We start from the raw sequence: 15,911 nt of genomic DNA, 5'->3' as shown, positions 1-15,911 counted from the left end.
AACCCCAGAAACGAAAAAGCCCCCGTAATCATCAATGATTACAGGGGCTTAGTCTTATTCAATAATGGCGGAGAGATAGGGATTCGAACCCTAGGTACCGGTGAAGGTACAACGGATTTCGAATCCGTCCCATTCGGCCACTCTGGCATCTCTCCAACGGCGCGCATCATAACAACACTTTTGCCGGAAGCGAAGCCCCTAAGCGAAATATTTTCTGTGCTATCAGATGCTTGCGTCGATTAAAGCGGTACACCCAGACGATTGGCGACTTCTTCGTAGGCTTCGATGACGTCACCGAGGCCCTGGCGGAAGCGGTCCTTGTCCATTTTCTTCTTGGTGGCCTTGTCCCACAGGCGGCAGCCGTCCGGGCTGAATTCGTCGCCCAGGACGATGGTGCCGTCGTGGAATACGCCGAATTCCAGTTTGAAGTCGACCAGCAGCAGGCCGGCGTCGTCGAAGAGTTTGCTAAGGACTTCGTTGACCTTGAGCGACAGCTCTTTCATGCGCACCAGTTGCTCGGCAGTGCCCCAACCGAACGCCACGACGTGGGATTCATTGATGAACGGGTCGCCCTTGGCGTCGTCCTTCAGGAACAGTTCGAAGGTGTAAGGGTTGAGCTTCAAACCTTCTTCAACGCCCAGGCGCTTGACCAGGCTGCCGGCGGCGTAGTTACGCACGACGCACTCGACCGGGATCATGTCGAGCTTCTTCACCAGGCATTCGTTGTCGCCCAGCAGTTTGTCGAATTGGGTCGGCACGCCGGCAGCTTCGAGTTTCTGCATGATGAAGGCGTTGAACTTGTTGTTCACCATGCCTTTGCGGTCGAGCTGTTCGATGCGCTTGCCGTCGAACGCCGAAGTGTCGTTGCGAAACAGCAGGATCAAGCGGTTAGCGTCGTCGGTCTTGTAAACCGATTTGGCTTTGCCGCGGTAGAGTTCTTCACGTTTTTCCATGATGGGCTCCGCTTGCTAAGTAGGTGGGCTAGGCGATGTGTCGCCAGTCGAGCCCTGAATCTTGATCGGCCAGTTGCAGCCAGTCCGGGTCGCACCCGAGGGTGTCGACAAAACATTGCCGGGCCAGCCGCGGCAGGTTGTTCTTGCTGCTCAGATGTGCCAGGACCAGGTGTTGAAGGTCTTTCCAGCCCAACTCGGCCACCAGGAATGCCGCCTGATGGTTGTTCAAATGTCCCAGTTCACCGCCCACCCGCTGCTTGAGAAAGTACGGGTAATGACCGCGAGCCAGCATGTCCCGGCAATGGTTGGCCTCGATCATCAATGCATCGAGGTCGCGATAGCCGTCCAGCACCTTGTCGCAATACGAGCCCAGGTCGGTCAACAGGCCGAAGCGCCGCTCACCGTCACTGAAAACGTATTGCGTCGGCTCCTGCGCATCGTGGGCCACGGCAATGACACCAATGCTCAAGTCGCCGATCTGCAGTAGTTCGCCACCGGCCAGGAAGCCCGCGGGCTCGACCGGTTTGCGCATCCCGCGCAGGGTCCCGCGACTGAGGTAGACAGGCAGATTGTAACGCCGAGACAGCAAACCCACGCCATGCACGTGGTCGGCATGTTCGTGGGTCACGAGTATCGCGCTCAGCTGCGCAGGGTCTACACCCAGGCGCAGCAAGCGTTTTTCGGTTTCCCGCAGGGAGAAACCACAATCCACCAGCACATACGTATCAGCGCTGGCTATCAGCGTGCCATTCCCTTGGCTACCGCTGCCGAGAACGGCAAAACGCATGTGATCAGCCCAGGTTGTCCTGAATCACGCTCAACACTTTTCGCGCCACGTCAGCCGGCGCCACGGTGTTGATGTTTTTCTCGACGGTGACCTGGACGCTGTCGCCCACCTTGCTCAGGCGAACCTGATAGCGCTCGGCACGGGACTCGACTTCTTCCTTGCTCGGCGCACTGCCGAACAGGCTGCTGAAGAACCCTGGCTTGTCGTCCTTCTTCTCGGCTTTTTCAGCGATGTTGATGTAGTACAGGCCCAGGCTGCGGTTGATGTCTTCAACGCGCCATTCGCCCTGCTCCAGCGCACGACCGACGCTCGACCAGGCACGATCCAGGTCGGTACCGACGTTCAGCACCGGGTTGCCGCTGCCGTCTTCGCTGAGGCTGACGCGACTTGGCGCGTCGGAATCGCGAGAGGCCAGCATGGAGACCGAACCGCCCTTCTCGGAGATACGGCTCATGCTCGCCAGCATGTCGTCGACCAGTGCCGCGTCCAGGCCAGTGTTGACCGAACGGTTGGTGAAGGCGACGTCGGCAGTGCTGCCGGCAGGACGCTCGGCGCTGACCACGTAGATTTCACTGGTGTTGCGCTGTACGCCTGGCTCGATGCGTACCCGCACGCGGGTTTCGCTGTCAGTGCTGACACCGGCCGCGCTCAGGCGCTTGGCCATGGCGGCGGACAGTTCGTCGGCACGCTGCCAGGTGGTGGTGAATTCACCGGTTTGCGGACGTTGTTCGTCCAGGCGGAAACCGTTGTCCTGGAAGAACTGTACGGCCACGGGCCAAGCTTCCGCTGGCGGGTTCTGCGCCAGGATCGAACGCGTATCGCCGCTCTTTTGCAGGGAGTAGGCACTGGCGTCGGCTGCGGCCGTCAACGGCTGCGGACGAGGCACGATGTATTCGCCCTTGGCGGTGTCATCGGCGACGTTGCGCGGAATCGGCAACAGCGGATCCAGACGCTTGGCGGTGGTGATGTCCGGTGGAAGTTGCATCGGTGCAGTCTGTTGCGCTTCCAGGTAATCGCTACCACGGTCACGGAAATAACCTTCCGGGCCCCAGACCCATCCACAGCCACTGGTGCTGGAGATGATCAAGGCAAGTGCGGAAAGTCCGGCCATTCGCTTCATGCGTTGTACTTCCTCAATTAAACCAGGACGCCGGACTGGCGCATGGCCTGCCGCAGCGGTTCGTGACATTCAGCGCTGAGCCAGGTGAGCGGCAGACGGATTCCGTCCGGCATCAGGCCCATTTCATGCAGCGCCCATTTCACGGGAATAGGATTGGATTCGATAAACAGGGTTTTATTGAGTGGCATCAGCTTTTGGTGAATGGCACGTGCCTTCTCGGCTTCGCCGTTCAGCGCGGCAATGCACAGGTCGGCCATGTCACGCGGGGCGACGTTGGCCGTTACCGAAATGTTGCCCTTGCCGCCCAGCAGGATCAGCTCGACGGCGGTAGCGTCGTCACCGGAGATCACCAGGAAGTTGCTGTCGACACCGTCGATGATGGCCTTGGCGCGCTGCAGGTCGCCGGTGGCTTCCTTGATACCGATGATGTTCTTGACGCTCGACAGGCGGATCACGGTCTCGGCGAGCATGTCGCAGGCGGTGCGGCCTGGCACGTTGTAAAGGATCTGCGGGATGTCGACGGCTTCGGCGATCGCCTTGAAGTGCTGGTACAGGCCTTCCTGGGTCGGCTTGTTGTAGTACGGCGTGACCAGCAGGCAAGCATCGGCGCCTGCGGTCTTTGCATTGGTGGTCAGCTCGATCGCCTCGCGAGTCGAGTTGGCGCCGGTGCCGGCGATGACCGGAATGCGACCGTTGACCTGCTTGACAACGCGACGGATCACTTCGATGTGTTCGCTCACATCAAGAGTGGCCGATTCACCTGTGGTGCCGACCGCCACGATGGCGTGGGTGCCGTTTTGCAGGTGAAAGTCCACCAGTTTGCTCAGGCTGTCCCAGTCGAGACGACCTTGTGCATCCATGGGTGTGACCAGTGCCACCATACTGCCCGCAATCATGCAACCGCTCCTGCCGGAAAAAGAGAGCCGTAATGGTACTGGCGCCAAGATGCTTGCACAAGCGAAGTACTGCGCTGCCGCCATTCCCCTTGGCGCCGCTTTTCGCTACCCTTCAGACTTTGATCGATACTGCTAAGCTCGTATTTCGGGTTTGCGCCTCCGTTTTCGACATCACAAGCCCCCGATCCAGCGTTGCCACCCCCGCTCCTGTCACTCTGGAGCCACGTTGCGACCTTGTGCCCGGGGCTTTGATAATTCGCATGCGCAGGCGCGCTCCTGGCAAAACCAGCCGACAGAAGTACCGACCGCTCATCGCTTTAGGAATGCTGCATGTCCACCCCCACAGTTCGCGAACAATTCCTTGTCATCAGTGCCCTCGGCGCCAACCCCATGGAGCTGACTAACGTCCTGTGCCGCGCCAGCCATGAAAACCGCTGCGCCGTGGTCACCTCCCGCCTGACGCGTCATGGCGAATGCAGTGCGCTGATCCTCGAAATCTCCGGCAGCTGGGACGCCCTGGCTCGTCTGGAAGGCAGCCTGCCCACCCTGGCAAAACGGCATGCTTTTACCGTCAATGTGGTGCGCAGCGCCGCCCTGGAGAACCGTCCCCAGGCCCTGCCCTACGTGGCTTATGTCAGCTCTGCCTACCGCTCGGACATCATCAACGAGCTGTGCCAGTTCTTCATGGACCACAATGTCGAACTGGAAAACCTGACCTGTGACACCTATCAGGCACCCCAGACCGGCGGCACCATGCTCAATGCCACGTTTACCGTGACCTTGCCGGCCGGTGTGCAGATCAGCTGGTTGCGCGACCAGTTCCTGGACTTCGCCGACGCGCTGAACCTCGATGCCCTGATCGAACCGTGGCGCCCACAGAACCCAATGTAAGGAAGCATTCATGGCCGTTGCACTCGACCAACCGGTTGCCGACTTCGAAGCATCCGCCACCAGCGGGCAAACCGTCCGTCTCGCAGACCTCAAGGGCAAGCAGGTAGTGATCTACTTCTACCCCAAGGACAGCACGCCGGGCTGCACCACCCAGGGCCAGGGCTTTCGCGATCAGCTGGACGCCTTCGAGAACGCCAACACCGAAGTGTTCGGCGTGTCCCGCGACAGCCTGAAGTCCCATGAGAACTTCAAGGCCAAGCAGGCATTCACCTTCGAGCTGATCAGCGACAAGGAAGAAGCGCTCTGCCAACTGTTTGATGTGATCAAGTTGAAAAAGCTCTATGGCAAGGAATACATGGGCGTGGATCGCAGCACCTTCCTGATCGACAAGGATGGAGTGTTGCGTCAGGAATGGCGCGGCGTGAAGGTGCCGGGGCATGTGGATGCGGTTTTGGCGGCTGCCCAGGCCCTCAACCAAGCCTGATTAACTGGGCGTCTGTTCCGACGCCTTCGCGAGCAGGCTCGCTCCCACAGTTAACCGATATGACTGGACGACTCGGTCAACTGTGGGACCGAGCCTGCTCGGGAAGAGGCCATCAGCCCCACTGAAATGATCAGGGATGATAGTTAAAGCAACGGCGCCACCACGGGTTCCTTGCGCGGCCACGCATCCAGCACAGCCTTGAACAGCGTCGCCAGGGGAATCGCAAAGAACACCCCCCAGAAGCCCCACAGCCCGCCAAACAACAACACCGCGCAGATGATCGCCACCGGATGCAGGTTCACGGCTTCCGAGAACAACAGTGGCACCAGTACGTTGCCGTCCAGCGTCTGGATAATCCCGTAGACCGCCATCAAATAGATGAACTGATCGCTCCAGCCCCACTGGAACAGCGCAATCAGGAACACAGGCACGGTCACCACCACCGCCCCGACGTAGGGCACGACCACCGAGATGCCCACCAGCAAGGCCAGCAGCGCCGCATAGTTGAGATCCAGGACGACAAAGGCGACGTAGGTCACCCCGCCACAAATGAAAATCTCGATGACCTTGCCACGAATGTAGTTGGCGATCTGCCGGTTCATCTCATGGGCGACGCGGGTGATCAGCGCCCGCTCACGGGGCAGGTAGCCGCGCACCCACTCGCCGATCATTTGCCGGTCCTTGAGAAAGAAGAACACCAGGATCGGCACCAGCACCAGATAGATCATGATGTTGACCAGCAGCGGCAGGCTCGACAGCGAAAACGTCAGTGCCCATTGGCCAAACTTGCCGATCTCGCCCCGCGCCACTTCAATGGCTTGCAGCACCTGCTCGTCGGACACCAGATGCGGATAGCGCTCCGGCAGCAGCAACAACAGCGTCTGCCATTTGGCGAGCATGCCGGGCAATTCGTTGAACAAGGTGATCAGTTGATGCCAGAGCAAAGGCACCACGACCACGATGAACACCAGCAGCAGCCCCATGAACAGCGCGAAGACCAGCCCCACCGCGACCCCGCCAGGCACCCGCATTCGCTCCAGGCTCACCACCAGGCCCTGCATCAGGTAGGCCAGCACCATCCCGGCCAGCACCGGCGCAAGCATGCCGCCCAAGGTCAGCACGGCGGTGAATGCCAGGAACAACAGGACCGCCAGAACCACGGCCTCTTCATCGGAGAAGTAGCGCTGAATCCAGTCGCGCAACACTTTGAACATCAATATTCCTTAGGAACGAACGCTGCAGGTTTCAGGCTTTTTTCAACCAGTAACGGTAGATGCCCGCTTCATCTTCTTCACGAAGCAGCGTATGACCGGCCAATCGGGCAAAGGTGCGGAAATCACGCTGCGAACCTGCATCGGTGGCAATCACCTTGAGCACCGCGCCACTGGCCATCCGGTTGAGTTCCATCTTGGCCTTGAGCAACGGCAGCGGGCAATTGAGGCCACTGGCGTCGAGCTCAACGTCATGGGCTACAGCGTCGATCATTGCATCACTCCGGTTCAGGTGGTTGAGTTGCCTAGAATATCTGGTCGCAGGGCTGGTGTCCGGCTACAGTAAGCTCTTTGTCGACTAAGGCTTTGTGCATGACTTTTCTGCGCCCTACCCTGCTGACGCTCGCTTGCCTGCTTGCCTCACCAGGCTTCGCCGACGACCTGCCGTCACTCGGTGACGCCAGTTCTGCCATCGTCTCGCCGCAACAGGAGTACCAGTTGGGCCGCGCCTGGCTTGCCCTGTTGCGCAGCCAGGTAGCGCAGCTCAACGACCCGCAGCTCAAGGATTACGTCGAATCCAGCGTCTACCGGTTGGTGGAGACCAGCCAGGTCAATGACCGGCGCCTGGAGTTCATCCTGATCAACAGCCCACAGCTCAACGCATTCGCGGCGCCCGGCGGGATTGTCGGGGTCAATGGCGGCCTGTTCCTCAATGCGCAGACCGAAGGTGAATATGCCTCGGTACTGGCTCACGAATTGGCTCACTTGTCGCAGCGCCACTTTGCCCGTGGCGTCGAGGCCCAGCAGCGCATGCAGGTACCGATGATGGCCGCGTTGCTGGCCGGCATCGTGATTGCGGCGGCCGGTGCTGGCGACGCCGGTATTGCGGCGATTGCAGGGACGCAGGCGGCAGCCATCCAGGAACAGCGGCGATTCTCTCGCCAGAACGAACAGGAAGCCGACCGCATCGGTATCCTCAATCTAGAAAAGGCCGGCTACGACCCGCGCTCCATGCCAACCATGTTCGAACGCCTGGGGCGTCAGTACCGCTTCGACGCCAAGCCACCGGAATTCCTGCTGACTCACCCGGTCACCGAATCGCGGATCGCCGACACCCGCAACCGTGCCGAGCAGGCCTCAAAAGGCGGTATCGAAGATACCCTGCGTTATCAGTTGATTCGTACACGGGTTCAGCTGATCTATGAAGAAACCCCAGGCCTGGGCGCCAAGCGCTTTCGCGCCCTGCTGGAAGAAAATCCAAAAAACGATGCGGCTCGCTACGGCCTTGCGATCGCCCAGATCAAGGGCGGCCAGCTGAACGAAGCACGGGAAAACCTCAAGTTGCTGCTGGCCAAAGCCCCGAACGAGATCATCTACAACCTCGCTCAGGTCGATCTGGACATTACCAACAATCGCCTGCCGGATGCACAGTCCAGGGTTGACCGGTTGCTGACGCAATACCCCGGCAATTATCCGCTGAACCAGGTACGCGTCGACCTGCTGCTGAAACAGAACCGCGCCGCCGATGCCGAAAAGGCCCTCGAAGGCCTGCTCAAATCGCGCCCGGACGATCCGGACGTGTGGTATCAGGTTGCCGAAACCCGCGGCCTGTCAGGCAATATCATCGGCCTGCACCAGGCGCGCGCCGAGTATTTCGCGCTGGTGGGCGACTATCGCCAGGCCATCCAGCAACTGGATTTTGCCAAGCGCAAGGCGGGTACCAATTTCCCGCTGTCATCGCGAATCGATGCCCGCCAGCGAGAGCTGATGGAGCAGGAGCGCATGATCAAGGACATGATGGGCTGACAGGTTTGCGCACCAAAAAAAACCGCCTCTTTCGAGGCGGTTTTTCATTCAGCCGACCAGCGGATTATTCAGCCAGCTTGAAGGTGATGAAGCTCGCACGGTTCTGACGCAGTACGCGCATCGACACCGAGCGGTTCTTGGGCAACGCTTTGGCGATGTCCGTGAACTCCTTGGCCGAACCGATCGCCTGATTGTTCAGGTGAGTGATGATATCGCCTGGCTGCAGGCCGATCATCGAAGCAGGACCGTCCTGGACCTCCTTGATCACCACGCCACCCTTGAGTTCGTAGGTTTTCTTCTGTTCGTCCGTCAGCTCGGCCACGGAAACGCCAAGGCGGTTGCTGCTGCGCTCGATACTCGACTGTGGCAGGTTGTCCAGCTCCTTGCCTTCTTCCGGGATAGCGCCAACAGTCAGCTCGACATTCTTGCGCTTGCCTTCGCGGATCACTTCCAGATTGGCCTTGGAGCCCGCCTTCAATGCGCCCACCAGGTGTGGCAGATCGGCGGACATGACGATCGGCTGACCATTCATGGTCAGGATCACATCACCTACCAGCAGCCCACCCTTGGCAGCCGGGCCGTCATCCTGGATCTGAGCGACCAGTGCACCGGCCGGCTTTTCCAGGCCGAACGATTCGGCCAGATCCTTGTTCACTTCCTGGATCACCACTCCCAACCAGCCACGGCTGACCTTGCCACCGGCTTTCAGCTGATTGGAAACGTCCATCGCCACGTCGATAGGGATCGCGAACGATACGCCCATGAAGCCGCCAGATCGGGTGTAGATCTGCGAGTTGATCCCGACCACCTCACCATTGAGGTTGAACAGCGGCCCACCCGAGTTACCCGGGTTGATCGGCACGTCGGTCTGGATGAACGGCACATAGTTTTCATTCGGCAGGCTGCGACCGACGGCACTGACGATGCCCTGGGTCACGGTATGGTCGAAGCCGAACGGCGAGCCGATGGCCACGACCCATTGCCCGGCTTTCAGATCCTGGGATTTGCCCAGTTTCAGGACCGGAAGATCCTTGGCTTCGATTTTCAGCAACGCCACATCGGATCGCGGATCGGTGCCGATCAGCTTGGCCTTCATTTCACTGCGGTCGGACAGACGTACGAGGATTTCGTCGGCATCGGCGATCACATGATTATTGGTCAGGATGTAGCCGTCAGGCGAAATGATGAAACCCGAACCCAACGATTGCGCTTCGCGTTGGCGATCGCCTCGGGGCGATCGAGGCTGCGGCGGCATGCCGCGTTCGAAAAACTCGCGCAGCATCGGCGGCAAGCCTTCGAGGTCAGGCATCTGCTGGTTCACTTTGCGGTCAGGCAGTTTTTGCGTAGTGCTGATGTTCACCACCGCAGGCGACGCCTGTTCGACCAGTTGCGTGAAGTCAGGCAATTCGACCGCTTGAACAGCGACCGCCTGACCGAGCACCAGCACGGTGGCAAAAATGGAGAGGTAAGACTTCAAGCGTGGTATCGACATACGGCTCCCGTTACGACGAGCATGGTTAAGCGATATGGAGCAAGGAACACCGGGAAAGATACGCCGGTATTTTTGTTCCGGGAACAACAAACAAGGCCAGAGCCGAGGGGCTCTGACCTATAAAAAATTCTGGGGGGATTTGCAAATTGAAATGTTCACGAAACATTTCGACTGCGCATCACTGCTGGGTCGCAGTGGCGTCGGTGCGCATGGATAAGGCAATCCGTTCAGCGGTGCCGATCGGGATCTCGCCCACGACAGTCACGATCATCTCGCCTTGAGGTGTGCTCAAGCGCCGGGAAACGGCAACGGTTGGCCCTAGTTGAGTACGGGTGTCGGCGGCCCCAGAACCACTCAAAGGCTCGAGGAACACTGAAAACCGGGCGAGGCCATCGTCATACATCAGGCTGTTGACCAGAGCCTTGGTCTCTGGATCCTTGCGAGCCGAACTACTGGTCAGTTCGAAGCCCGGCGGCAACCAATCGGAATGCCAGACTCGCGCGTCCTTGACTGTGGAAGCCTTGTCGCTGTCGACCAAGACCTTCTTGCAATCGGAACCGGGCTGCAGGTCACTGTCGGACGGAACTGCGGCGGGATCGAGTCGAGTGAACTGGAAGCGCTCGAGCAGCCGCCCTTTGTCATCCAATAGCAATGACTTCAGAGGCAGGCCGGTTTCTTTATCCAGATGCAGTTCAAAACCGTAGCGGTGCTGGTCACGCGGGGTCAATGAGACAATCACTGCCGGGCGCCCAGCGACGCGCGACTTGCCGATGACAGCAAGGTCATACCAATTCTTGAGCTTTTGTGGATCAAGTGCACGAGCTGCGGAGCTGGAGGAATCCCCAACCCCTGCCATCAGGTTGCCGCTGACGCATTGAGTATGCCCATCAACGCGCACGACTTCCTGAGCAGTTCCATCGAGCTGGATCAAGCGCTCGCGGACCTTGCCATCCTGGACGCGGTGCCAGATGTTGTGGGTAGAAAAACTACCGTTACGCTCGTAGACAAAAGTACCTTGAAAGCTTTGCTGCTGCTCGGCCTGGCCCAGACGGGTCAACCAGTCTTGAGCCTCATCGGCGTGGGCTGGAACAACGAACCAGCCACTGAGCAAAAGCGTAAGTAGAGGTATGGCGCGCATGATCCTCCTTAACGGTTTTCCAGGCTTGCTGCACGAGCGTAAGGCAGAGCGCTCTCAGTACCTTTCAGTGCAGCCTGTTGAGCATGTTGGCGCAAGTAGCCTGGCAGACGCTGATCGTTCAAGCCTGGCTGACCTTGCAATACGCCATTGGCCATGGGGCCGGTGGCTTCCGAACTCTCATTGTAGCCTGCCAGAACAGCCGGACCCTTGACTTGAGGAACGGCCAGGCCTGGTTGGGTGGATTGCTGCGCCAGCTCGACACCAGCGATCTCGTCCTGGTTGTACAGACGAACACCTGCCAATACCGCCAGGGTCACCGATGCGGCAACGGCCAGACGACCCAGGCTGCGCCATGGACCACGGGTGGCTTTTGCCGGTACGGCTTCGTCAGCCAATGCAGCAGAAACAGCCGCGGCAATATCCAGGCGTGGCAGCAGGAGATCCTTGTGCATCACCGCCCGAGCGATCTGATAACGAGCCCAGGTTTCACGGGTTTCAACATCGTCGAAGGCATTCAATACCCGACGCAATTCCAATTCGTCCGCTTCGTTATCCATCACTGCGGACAGCGATTCCTGCAGGGCTTCACGACTCATGGCGTTCCTCTCTTGGCTGTCGCCGCTGTCTTTAGTTTTCCTGCAACAACGGCTGCAGGGCTTTATCGATGGCCTCCCGGGCGCGGAAGATCCGGGAGCGCACGGTACCCACCGGACACTGCATGACGCTCGCAATGTCCTCGTAACTCAGACCATCGAATTCACGTAAAGTTAAAGCCGTACGCAAATCTTCTGGCAGTTGCTGAATGGTTCGATGGACGGTGCCTTCGATCTCATCCCGCAGCAAAGCCCGTTCTGGCGACTCGAGGTCCTTGAGGCCATGATCGCCATCGTAGAACTCTGCATCCTCGGAACTGACATCGCTATCCGGCGGCCGACGGCCGCGTGAAACCAGATAGTTCTTCGCCGTGTTGATGGCGATGCGGTAAAGCCACGTATAAAACGCGCTGTCTCCGCGAAAATTACCAAGTGCGCGATAGGCCTTTATGAAGGCTTCCTGCGCTACATCCTGGGCTTCATGGGTGTCGTGCACGAAACGCACGATCAACCCGAGAATTTTGTGCTGGTATTTCAGCACTAGCAGATCGAATGCACGCTTGTCGCCGCGCTGAACGCGTTCGACCAGCTGCTGATCCTCTTCCTGGGTTAGCATGAACACTCCTCGATAAGCTCGGAGGAGGCTTGCATTACTAAATGACCGGGCTTGCAAACATAGACTCGGGCTTTTCGCAAAAGTTCTCCCCCTCCAGGCAAGTTTCCTGCGGGCTCTGATTCGGCACGCACGAAAAACGCAGCGCGAGATTCCCCGGCTGCGCGAATAATCTTGTCATCGGTTTGACCGGCAAGGATCCAACCGCGATCCTGCGATGAAACCGACACTGTCCCTTGATTCAGGCAACCGTCTATTGATCTTGGGCCTTTGGCAAAAGTTCCAAATATTTATAGCTGCGCAGAACCGACATTGTGCAACCCCGAAGCGAAAAAGAGTGTTAAATCCACGATACAGTTCGCTTGTCGCCGAACCAATGGAAAAAACATCCGACGAAGCGACAGCAGTTTTCCGTCACAGTAGTTTCACAATGCCATATCGGCTCGGCTATTGTGCCGCTCCCCCCCTCTATATACTAGTGGGCTGTGCGGCTGCCGGGCATGCCTGTCCAGATGTCTGGCGCCTACCCCGACCCGGGGCGCTTTGAGCGGAATCCTGAAATGAGCCAACAGTTTCAACACGATGTCCTGGTAATTGGCAGCGGTGCTGCCGGCTTGAGCCTTGCGCTGACCTTGCCCGGTCATTTGCGCATCGCCGTACTGAGCAAAGGCGACCTCGCCAATGGCTCGACGTTCTGGGCCCAGGGAGGGGTCGCCGCGGTTCTGGATGACACCGACACCGTCGAGTCCCACGTCGATGACACCCTCGACGCCGGCGGCGGGTTGTGTCACGAAGACGCCGTGCGCTTTACCGTCGAGCACAGCAAAGAGGCCATTCAATGGCTGATCGACCAGGGCGTGCCGTTCACCCGCGACGAACAGTCCGGCACCGAAGATGGCGGATTCGAATTCCACCTGACCCGTGAAGGCGGTCACAGCCATCGCCGCATCATCCATGCAGCCGACGCCACCGGCGCGGCGATTTTCAGAACGCTGCTCACCCAGGCCCAACAACGGCCCAACATCGAGTTGCTGGAACAGCGGGTCGCGGTCGACCTGATTACCGAAAAGCGCCTGGGTCTTGAAGGCGATCGCTGCCTGGGTGCCTACGTGCTCAATCGCGGCACCGGGGAAGTCGACACCTACGGCGCCCGTTTCGTGATCCTCGCCTCCGGTGGCGCAGCCAAGGTCTACCTCTATACCAGCAACCCCGACGGCGCCTGCGGTGATGGCATCGCCATGGCCTGGCGCTCGGGCTGCCGGGTGGCGAATCTGGAATTCAACCAGTTCCACCCCACCTGCCTGTATCACCCGCAAGCCAAGAGTTTCCTGATCACCGAAGCCCTGCGCGGAGAAGGTGCGCACCTGAAGCTGCCCAATGGCGAACGCTTCATGCAGCGCTTCGACCCCAGGGCGGAACTGGCGCCACGGGACATCGTCGCCCGGGCCATCGACCATGAGATGAAGCGACTTGGCGTCGACTGCGTGTACCTGGACATCAGCCACAAGTCCGAAGCGTTCATCAAGTCGCACTTCCCGACGGTGTACGAACGCTGCCTCGAATTTTCCATCGACATCACCAAACAACCGATCCCGGTGGTGCCGGCGGCGCATTACACCTGTGGCGGCGTCATGGTCGACCAGCAAGGTCGCACCGACGTGCCAGGGCTCTACGCGATTGGCGAAACCAGCTTCACCGGCCTGCACGGTGCCAACCGCATGGCCAGCAACTCATTGCTGGAGTGCTTCGTCTACGCCCGCTCGGCAGCGGCGGACATCCTGGAACAGTTGCCACAGGTGTCGGCACCTGTTGCCCTGCCCATCTGGGACGCGAGCCAGGTTACCGATTCCGATGAAGACGTTATCATTGCGCACAACTGGGATGAGCTGCGGCGATTCATGTGGGACTACGTCGGCATCGTGCGCACCAACAAGCGCCTGCAACGGGCGCAACACCGGGTGCGTCTGTTGCTCGACGAAATCGACGAGTTCTACAGCAACTACAAGGTCAGTCGTGATTTGATCGAATTGCGCAACCTGGCCCAGGTGGCCGAGCTGATGATCATTTCAGCCATGGAGCGCAAGGAGAGTCGCGGCCTGCACTACACCCTCGACTACCCGAACATGCTGCCGGTCGCCCGGGACACTATTCTGGTGCCGCCCACCTACGCCGACTGAACTTGAGCCGCACTCGCAGGCGTCGGTGCAGATCCGCCGCCTGCGAATCCCGGGGCACGCAAAGGGTCCTGACGCGCCGCTCGCCGCGCAGACGAAAACGCAACACCACCGCCAATGGCAGCGCCAGGCTGTCCGGACGCAGTTGCACCGGCTGCCATCCCCGCGCCTGATTCCATAATTGCCAGCCATCGGCGTCACGACGCAAGCCGCGAAAAGCCTGTGGGTGCGTCAGTAGTATCTGTCGAGGCAGCATCCAGGCGCCGTGCAACAGACAGCACAAGGCACCGGGCAGACTGGCCCACAGCGGTATGGCGAGCAAAAACAACGAACCCAGCGCGAACAGCTGGGCCACAAGATACGCCGCCAGCAACTGCCGTGAGGCATGCCAGCGGCATTCGAAGCCATTACTTGGGCTGGACACGATCCAGGATCATGCGAACCATGCGCTGAAGCTCCGGATCTTCCGATTCGGCGCGCTCCATGAACCAGCCGAACATGTCCTGATCTTCGCATTCGAGCAGCCTGACGTAGCAGGCGCGATCAACTTCGTTGAGGTGCGGATAAACCTCTTTCACAAACGGCACCAGCAACACGTCAAGCTCAAGCATGCCGCGGCGGCTGTGCCAGTAGAGGCGATTCAGTTCAACATCTTCGACCATGGAGCGCTCCTCAAATAGGCCGCAAGTATACAGCCCCGCGCCCCATCGAACAGTCGGCTTTGGTCGGGCACCGACGATCCTTTGTGAACTACCCATTTCAAGGGCAGCCCCTTATCATGTCCGCCAGACTCTTTACCCTGCGATGACCCATGGCCGATTCTGCTTTTTTCTGCACGCTGTCTCATGAAGGTGTTCTGGCGGTCCGCGGCGCGGACGCCGGCAAGTTCCTGCAAGGCCAACTGACCTGCAACCTCAATTACCTGAGCGACACCCGGGCCAGCCTCGGCGCGCGTTGCACGCAGAAAGGCCGGATGCAGTCGAGCTTCCGCATCCTGCTTGAAGGTGATGGCGTGCTCCTGGCCATGGCCAGCGAGTTGCTCGAACCGCAATTGGCGGACCTGAAAAAATACGCGGTGTTTTCCAAGTCCAAACTGACCGATGAAAGCCCTGCCTGGGTTCGCTTCGGCGTCGAGCATGGCGATGGTGCATTGAAAAGCCTCGGCCTTGAACTGCCGGCAGACACCGACAGCGTCGCGCGCCATGTCGGCTTGATCGCCGTTCGCGTCTCGCCCGAACGCGCCGAGCTATGGGTTGCCGCCGATCAAGCCGATGATATCAAGGGCCAGCTGTCTGCCCTGCTGAGCGTAGGTGAGCTCAATCAATGGCTACTGGGCCAGGTCCGTGCAGGGATCGGCCAGGTGATGCCAAGCACCCGTGAGCTGTTCATCCCGCAAATGCTCAATCTGCAAGCCGTCGGCGGCGTGAGTTTCAAGAAAGGCTGCTACACCGGCCAGGAAATCGTCGCGCGCATGCAGTACCTGGGCAAACTCAAGCGCCGCCTGTATCGCCTGCGACTGGATGCCAGCGAACTACCGGAACCCGGCACCCAGCTGTTTGCCCCGAGTCACGGCAGTTCGATCGGTGAAGTAGTGCTGGCCGCCGATGCCGCCAGTCACATTGAATTGTTGGCCGTGTTGCAAGCCGAAGCGGCAGAAGGCGGCGACATTCATCTGGGCGCACTCGACGGACCGGCCCTGCACTTGCTCGACCTGCCGTACCCACTGGACCGCGATCGCGAAATCCAGCGTTAA

The 15,911-nt window shown here is 59.5% G+C and carries 17 protein-coding genes and 1 tRNA gene; 5 read left to right on the top strand and 13 right to left on the bottom strand.

The window, feature by feature from the left end:
* Window positions 1-65 precede the first annotated feature (65 nt).
* From ACA058_RS07010 to dapA, 5 genes are all read right to left on the bottom strand, one after another.
* Window positions 66-155: transfer RNA gene (locus ACA058_RS07010), tRNA-Ser, on the bottom strand.
* 84 nt (window positions 156-239) lie between these two features.
* On the bottom strand, window positions 240-953 hold the full coding sequence (gene purC / locus ACA058_RS07005; RefSeq protein ID WP_497638453.1) for a phosphoribosylaminoimidazolesuccinocarboxamide synthase: 714 nt from the start codon (window positions 951-953) through the stop codon (window positions 240-242).
* A gap of 28 nt (window positions 954-981) precedes the next feature.
* Window positions 982-1,740: an MBL fold metallo-hydrolase gene (locus tag ACA058_RS07000; RefSeq protein WP_497638452.1), complete on the bottom strand. Its 759-nt coding sequence runs from the start codon at window positions 1,738-1,740 to the stop codon at window positions 982-984.
* Between the two features lie 4 nt (window positions 1,741-1,744).
* Window positions 1,745-2,860, bottom strand: coding sequence for an NlpB/DapX family lipoprotein (bamC, locus tag ACA058_RS06995; protein WP_497638451.1), 1,116 nt, complete (start codon window positions 2,858-2,860; stop codon window positions 1,745-1,747).
* 17 nt (window positions 2,861-2,877) lie between these two features.
* A complete protein-coding gene (gene dapA / locus ACA058_RS06990; protein ID WP_110752523.1) occupies window positions 2,878-3,756 on the bottom strand; it encodes a 4-hydroxy-tetrahydrodipicolinate synthase in 879 nt (292 codons plus the stop codon).
* A 330-nt stretch (window positions 3,757-4,086) separates the two neighbouring features.
* On the opposite strand from dapA, the gene ACA058_RS06985 reads away from it, so the two are divergent.
* Together ACA058_RS06985 and ACA058_RS06980 are read left to right on the top strand one after the other, a co-directional pair.
* Window positions 4,087-4,647, top strand: a complete 561-nt coding sequence (locus ACA058_RS06985; RefSeq protein ID WP_497638450.1) for a glycine cleavage system transcriptional repressor — start codon at window positions 4,087-4,089, stop codon at window positions 4,645-4,647.
* A 10-nt stretch (window positions 4,648-4,657) separates the two neighbouring features.
* A complete protein-coding gene (locus tag ACA058_RS06980; RefSeq protein ID WP_497638449.1) occupies window positions 4,658-5,131 on the top strand; it encodes a peroxiredoxin in 474 nt (157 codons plus the stop codon).
* Between the two features lie 143 nt (window positions 5,132-5,274).
* Here ACA058_RS06980 and ACA058_RS06975 read toward each other — a convergent pair whose 3' ends face one another.
* Both ACA058_RS06975 and ACA058_RS06970 read right to left on the bottom strand, forming a co-directional pair.
* A complete protein-coding gene (locus ACA058_RS06975) occupies window positions 5,275-6,345 on the bottom strand; it encodes an AI-2E family transporter (protein ID WP_497638448.1) in 1,071 nt (356 codons plus the stop codon).
* Window positions 6,346-6,376: 31 nt separating this feature from the next.
* Window positions 6,377-6,616 (bottom strand): sulfurtransferase TusA family protein, encoded by a 240-nt coding sequence (locus tag ACA058_RS06970; protein ID WP_020797803.1) that lies wholly within the window; start codon window positions 6,614-6,616, stop codon window positions 6,377-6,379.
* A gap of 98 nt (window positions 6,617-6,714) precedes the next feature.
* Between ACA058_RS06970 and ACA058_RS06965 the strand changes: the two genes are divergently transcribed.
* Window positions 6,715-8,148 (top strand): M48 family metalloprotease, encoded by a 1,434-nt coding sequence (locus ACA058_RS06965; RefSeq protein ID WP_497638446.1) that lies wholly within the window; start codon window positions 6,715-6,717, stop codon window positions 8,146-8,148.
* Window positions 8,149-8,212: 64 nt separating this feature from the next.
* Here the strand turns inward: ACA058_RS06965 and ACA058_RS06960 are convergent, their stop codons facing one another.
* From ACA058_RS06960 to rpoE, 4 genes are all read right to left on the bottom strand, one after another.
* Window positions 8,213-9,640, bottom strand: a complete 1,428-nt coding sequence (locus ACA058_RS06960; RefSeq protein WP_497638445.1) for a DegQ family serine endoprotease — start codon at window positions 9,638-9,640, stop codon at window positions 8,213-8,215.
* Window positions 9,641-9,818: 178 nt separating this feature from the next.
* Window positions 9,819-10,778 (bottom strand): MucB/RseB C-terminal domain-containing protein, encoded by a 960-nt coding sequence (locus tag ACA058_RS06955; RefSeq protein ID WP_497638444.1) that lies wholly within the window; start codon window positions 10,776-10,778, stop codon window positions 9,819-9,821.
* Between the two features lie 8 nt (window positions 10,779-10,786).
* Window positions 10,787-11,374 carry a sigma-E factor negative regulatory protein gene (locus ACA058_RS06950; protein WP_497638443.1) on the bottom strand — a complete coding sequence of 196 codons (588 nt, stop codon included), beginning with the start codon at window positions 11,372-11,374 and terminating at the stop codon, window positions 10,787-10,789.
* Between the two features lie 31 nt (window positions 11,375-11,405).
* Window positions 11,406-11,987 carry an RNA polymerase sigma factor RpoE/AlgU gene (gene rpoE / locus ACA058_RS06945; RefSeq protein WP_003172477.1) on the bottom strand — a complete coding sequence of 194 codons (582 nt, stop codon included), beginning with the start codon at window positions 11,985-11,987 and terminating at the stop codon, window positions 11,406-11,408.
* A 557-nt stretch (window positions 11,988-12,544) separates the two neighbouring features.
* On the opposite strand from rpoE, the gene nadB reads away from it, so the two are divergent.
* On the top strand, window positions 12,545-14,161 hold the full coding sequence (gene nadB, locus ACA058_RS06940; RefSeq protein ID WP_497638442.1) for an L-aspartate oxidase: 1,617 nt from the start codon (window positions 12,545-12,547) through the stop codon (window positions 14,159-14,161).
* Here the strand turns inward: nadB and ACA058_RS06935 are convergent.
* On the bottom strand, window positions 14,130-14,582 hold the full coding sequence (locus tag ACA058_RS06935) for a protein YgfX (RefSeq protein ID WP_497638441.1): 453 nt from the start codon (window positions 14,580-14,582) through the stop codon (window positions 14,130-14,132). The genes nadB and ACA058_RS06935 overlap by 32 nt on opposite strands.
* Window positions 14,566-14,820 carry an FAD assembly factor SdhE gene (locus ACA058_RS06930; RefSeq protein ID WP_007898624.1) on the bottom strand — a complete coding sequence of 85 codons (255 nt, stop codon included), beginning with the start codon at window positions 14,818-14,820 and terminating at the stop codon, window positions 14,566-14,568. The genes ACA058_RS06935 and ACA058_RS06930 overlap by 17 nt, the downstream gene beginning before the upstream one ends.
* Before the next feature lie 149 nt (window positions 14,821-14,969).
* Between ACA058_RS06930 and ygfZ the strand changes: the two genes are divergently transcribed.
* The gene (gene ygfZ, locus ACA058_RS06925) at window positions 14,970-15,911 is read left to right on the top strand and encodes a CAF17-like 4Fe-4S cluster assembly/insertion protein YgfZ (RefSeq protein ID WP_497638440.1); all 942 of its coding nucleotides are present in this window, start codon (window positions 14,970-14,972) and stop codon (window positions 15,909-15,911) included.

The organism is Pseudomonas sp. LBUM1649, assembly GCF_059716155.1.
Note: the sequence above shows the minus strand (reverse complement) of the source record. Positions and strands in the feature narration are given on the sequence as shown.

What these genes read in the sequence shown, in the direction of transcription:
- purC (WP_497638453.1), bottom strand. Translation starts at nt 953, where the DNA reads ATGGAAAAACGTGAAGAACTCTACCGCGGCAAAGCCAAATCGGTTTAC.
- ACA058_RS07000 (WP_497638452.1), bottom strand. Translation starts at nt 1,740, where the DNA reads ATGCGTTTTGCCGTTCTCGGCAGCGGTAGCCAAGGGAATGGCACGCTG.
- bamC (WP_497638451.1), bottom strand. Translation starts at nt 2,860, where the DNA reads ATGAAGCGAATGGCCGGACTTTCCGCACTTGCCTTGATCATCTCCAGC.
- dapA (WP_110752523.1), bottom strand. Translation starts at nt 3,756, where the DNA reads ATGATTGCGGGCAGTATGGTGGCACTGGTCACACCCATGGATGCACAA.
- ACA058_RS06985 (WP_497638450.1), top strand. Translation starts at nt 4,087, where the DNA reads ATGTCCACCCCCACAGTTCGCGAACAATTCCTTGTCATCAGTGCCCTC.
- ACA058_RS06980 (WP_497638449.1), top strand. Translation starts at nt 4,658, where the DNA reads ATGGCCGTTGCACTCGACCAACCGGTTGCCGACTTCGAAGCATCCGCC.
- ACA058_RS06975 (WP_497638448.1), bottom strand. Translation starts at nt 6,345, where the DNA reads ATGTTCAAAGTGTTGCGCGACTGGATTCAGCGCTACTTCTCCGATGAA.
- ACA058_RS06970 (WP_020797803.1), bottom strand. Translation starts at nt 6,616, where the DNA reads ATGATCGACGCTGTAGCCCATGACGTTGAGCTCGACGCCAGTGGCCTC.
- ACA058_RS06965 (WP_497638446.1), top strand. Translation starts at nt 6,715, where the DNA reads ATGACTTTTCTGCGCCCTACCCTGCTGACGCTCGCTTGCCTGCTTGCC.
- ACA058_RS06960 (WP_497638445.1), bottom strand. Translation starts at nt 9,640, where the DNA reads ATGTCGATACCACGCTTGAAGTCTTACCTCTCCATTTTTGCCACCGTG.
- ACA058_RS06955 (WP_497638444.1), bottom strand. Translation starts at nt 10,778, where the DNA reads ATGCGCGCCATACCTCTACTTACGCTTTTGCTCAGTGGCTGGTTCGTT.
- ACA058_RS06950 (WP_497638443.1), bottom strand. Translation starts at nt 11,374, where the DNA reads ATGAGTCGTGAAGCCCTGCAGGAATCGCTGTCCGCAGTGATGGATAAC.
- rpoE (WP_003172477.1), bottom strand. Translation starts at nt 11,987, where the DNA reads ATGCTAACCCAGGAAGAGGATCAGCAGCTGGTCGAACGCGTTCAGCGC.
- nadB (WP_497638442.1), top strand. Translation starts at nt 12,545, where the DNA reads ATGAGCCAACAGTTTCAACACGATGTCCTGGTAATTGGCAGCGGTGCT.
- ACA058_RS06930 (WP_007898624.1), bottom strand. Translation starts at nt 14,820, where the DNA reads ATGGTCGAAGATGTTGAACTGAATCGCCTCTACTGGCACAGCCGCCGC.
- ygfZ (WP_497638440.1), top strand. Translation starts at nt 14,970, where the DNA reads ATGGCCGATTCTGCTTTTTTCTGCACGCTGTCTCATGAAGGTGTTCTG.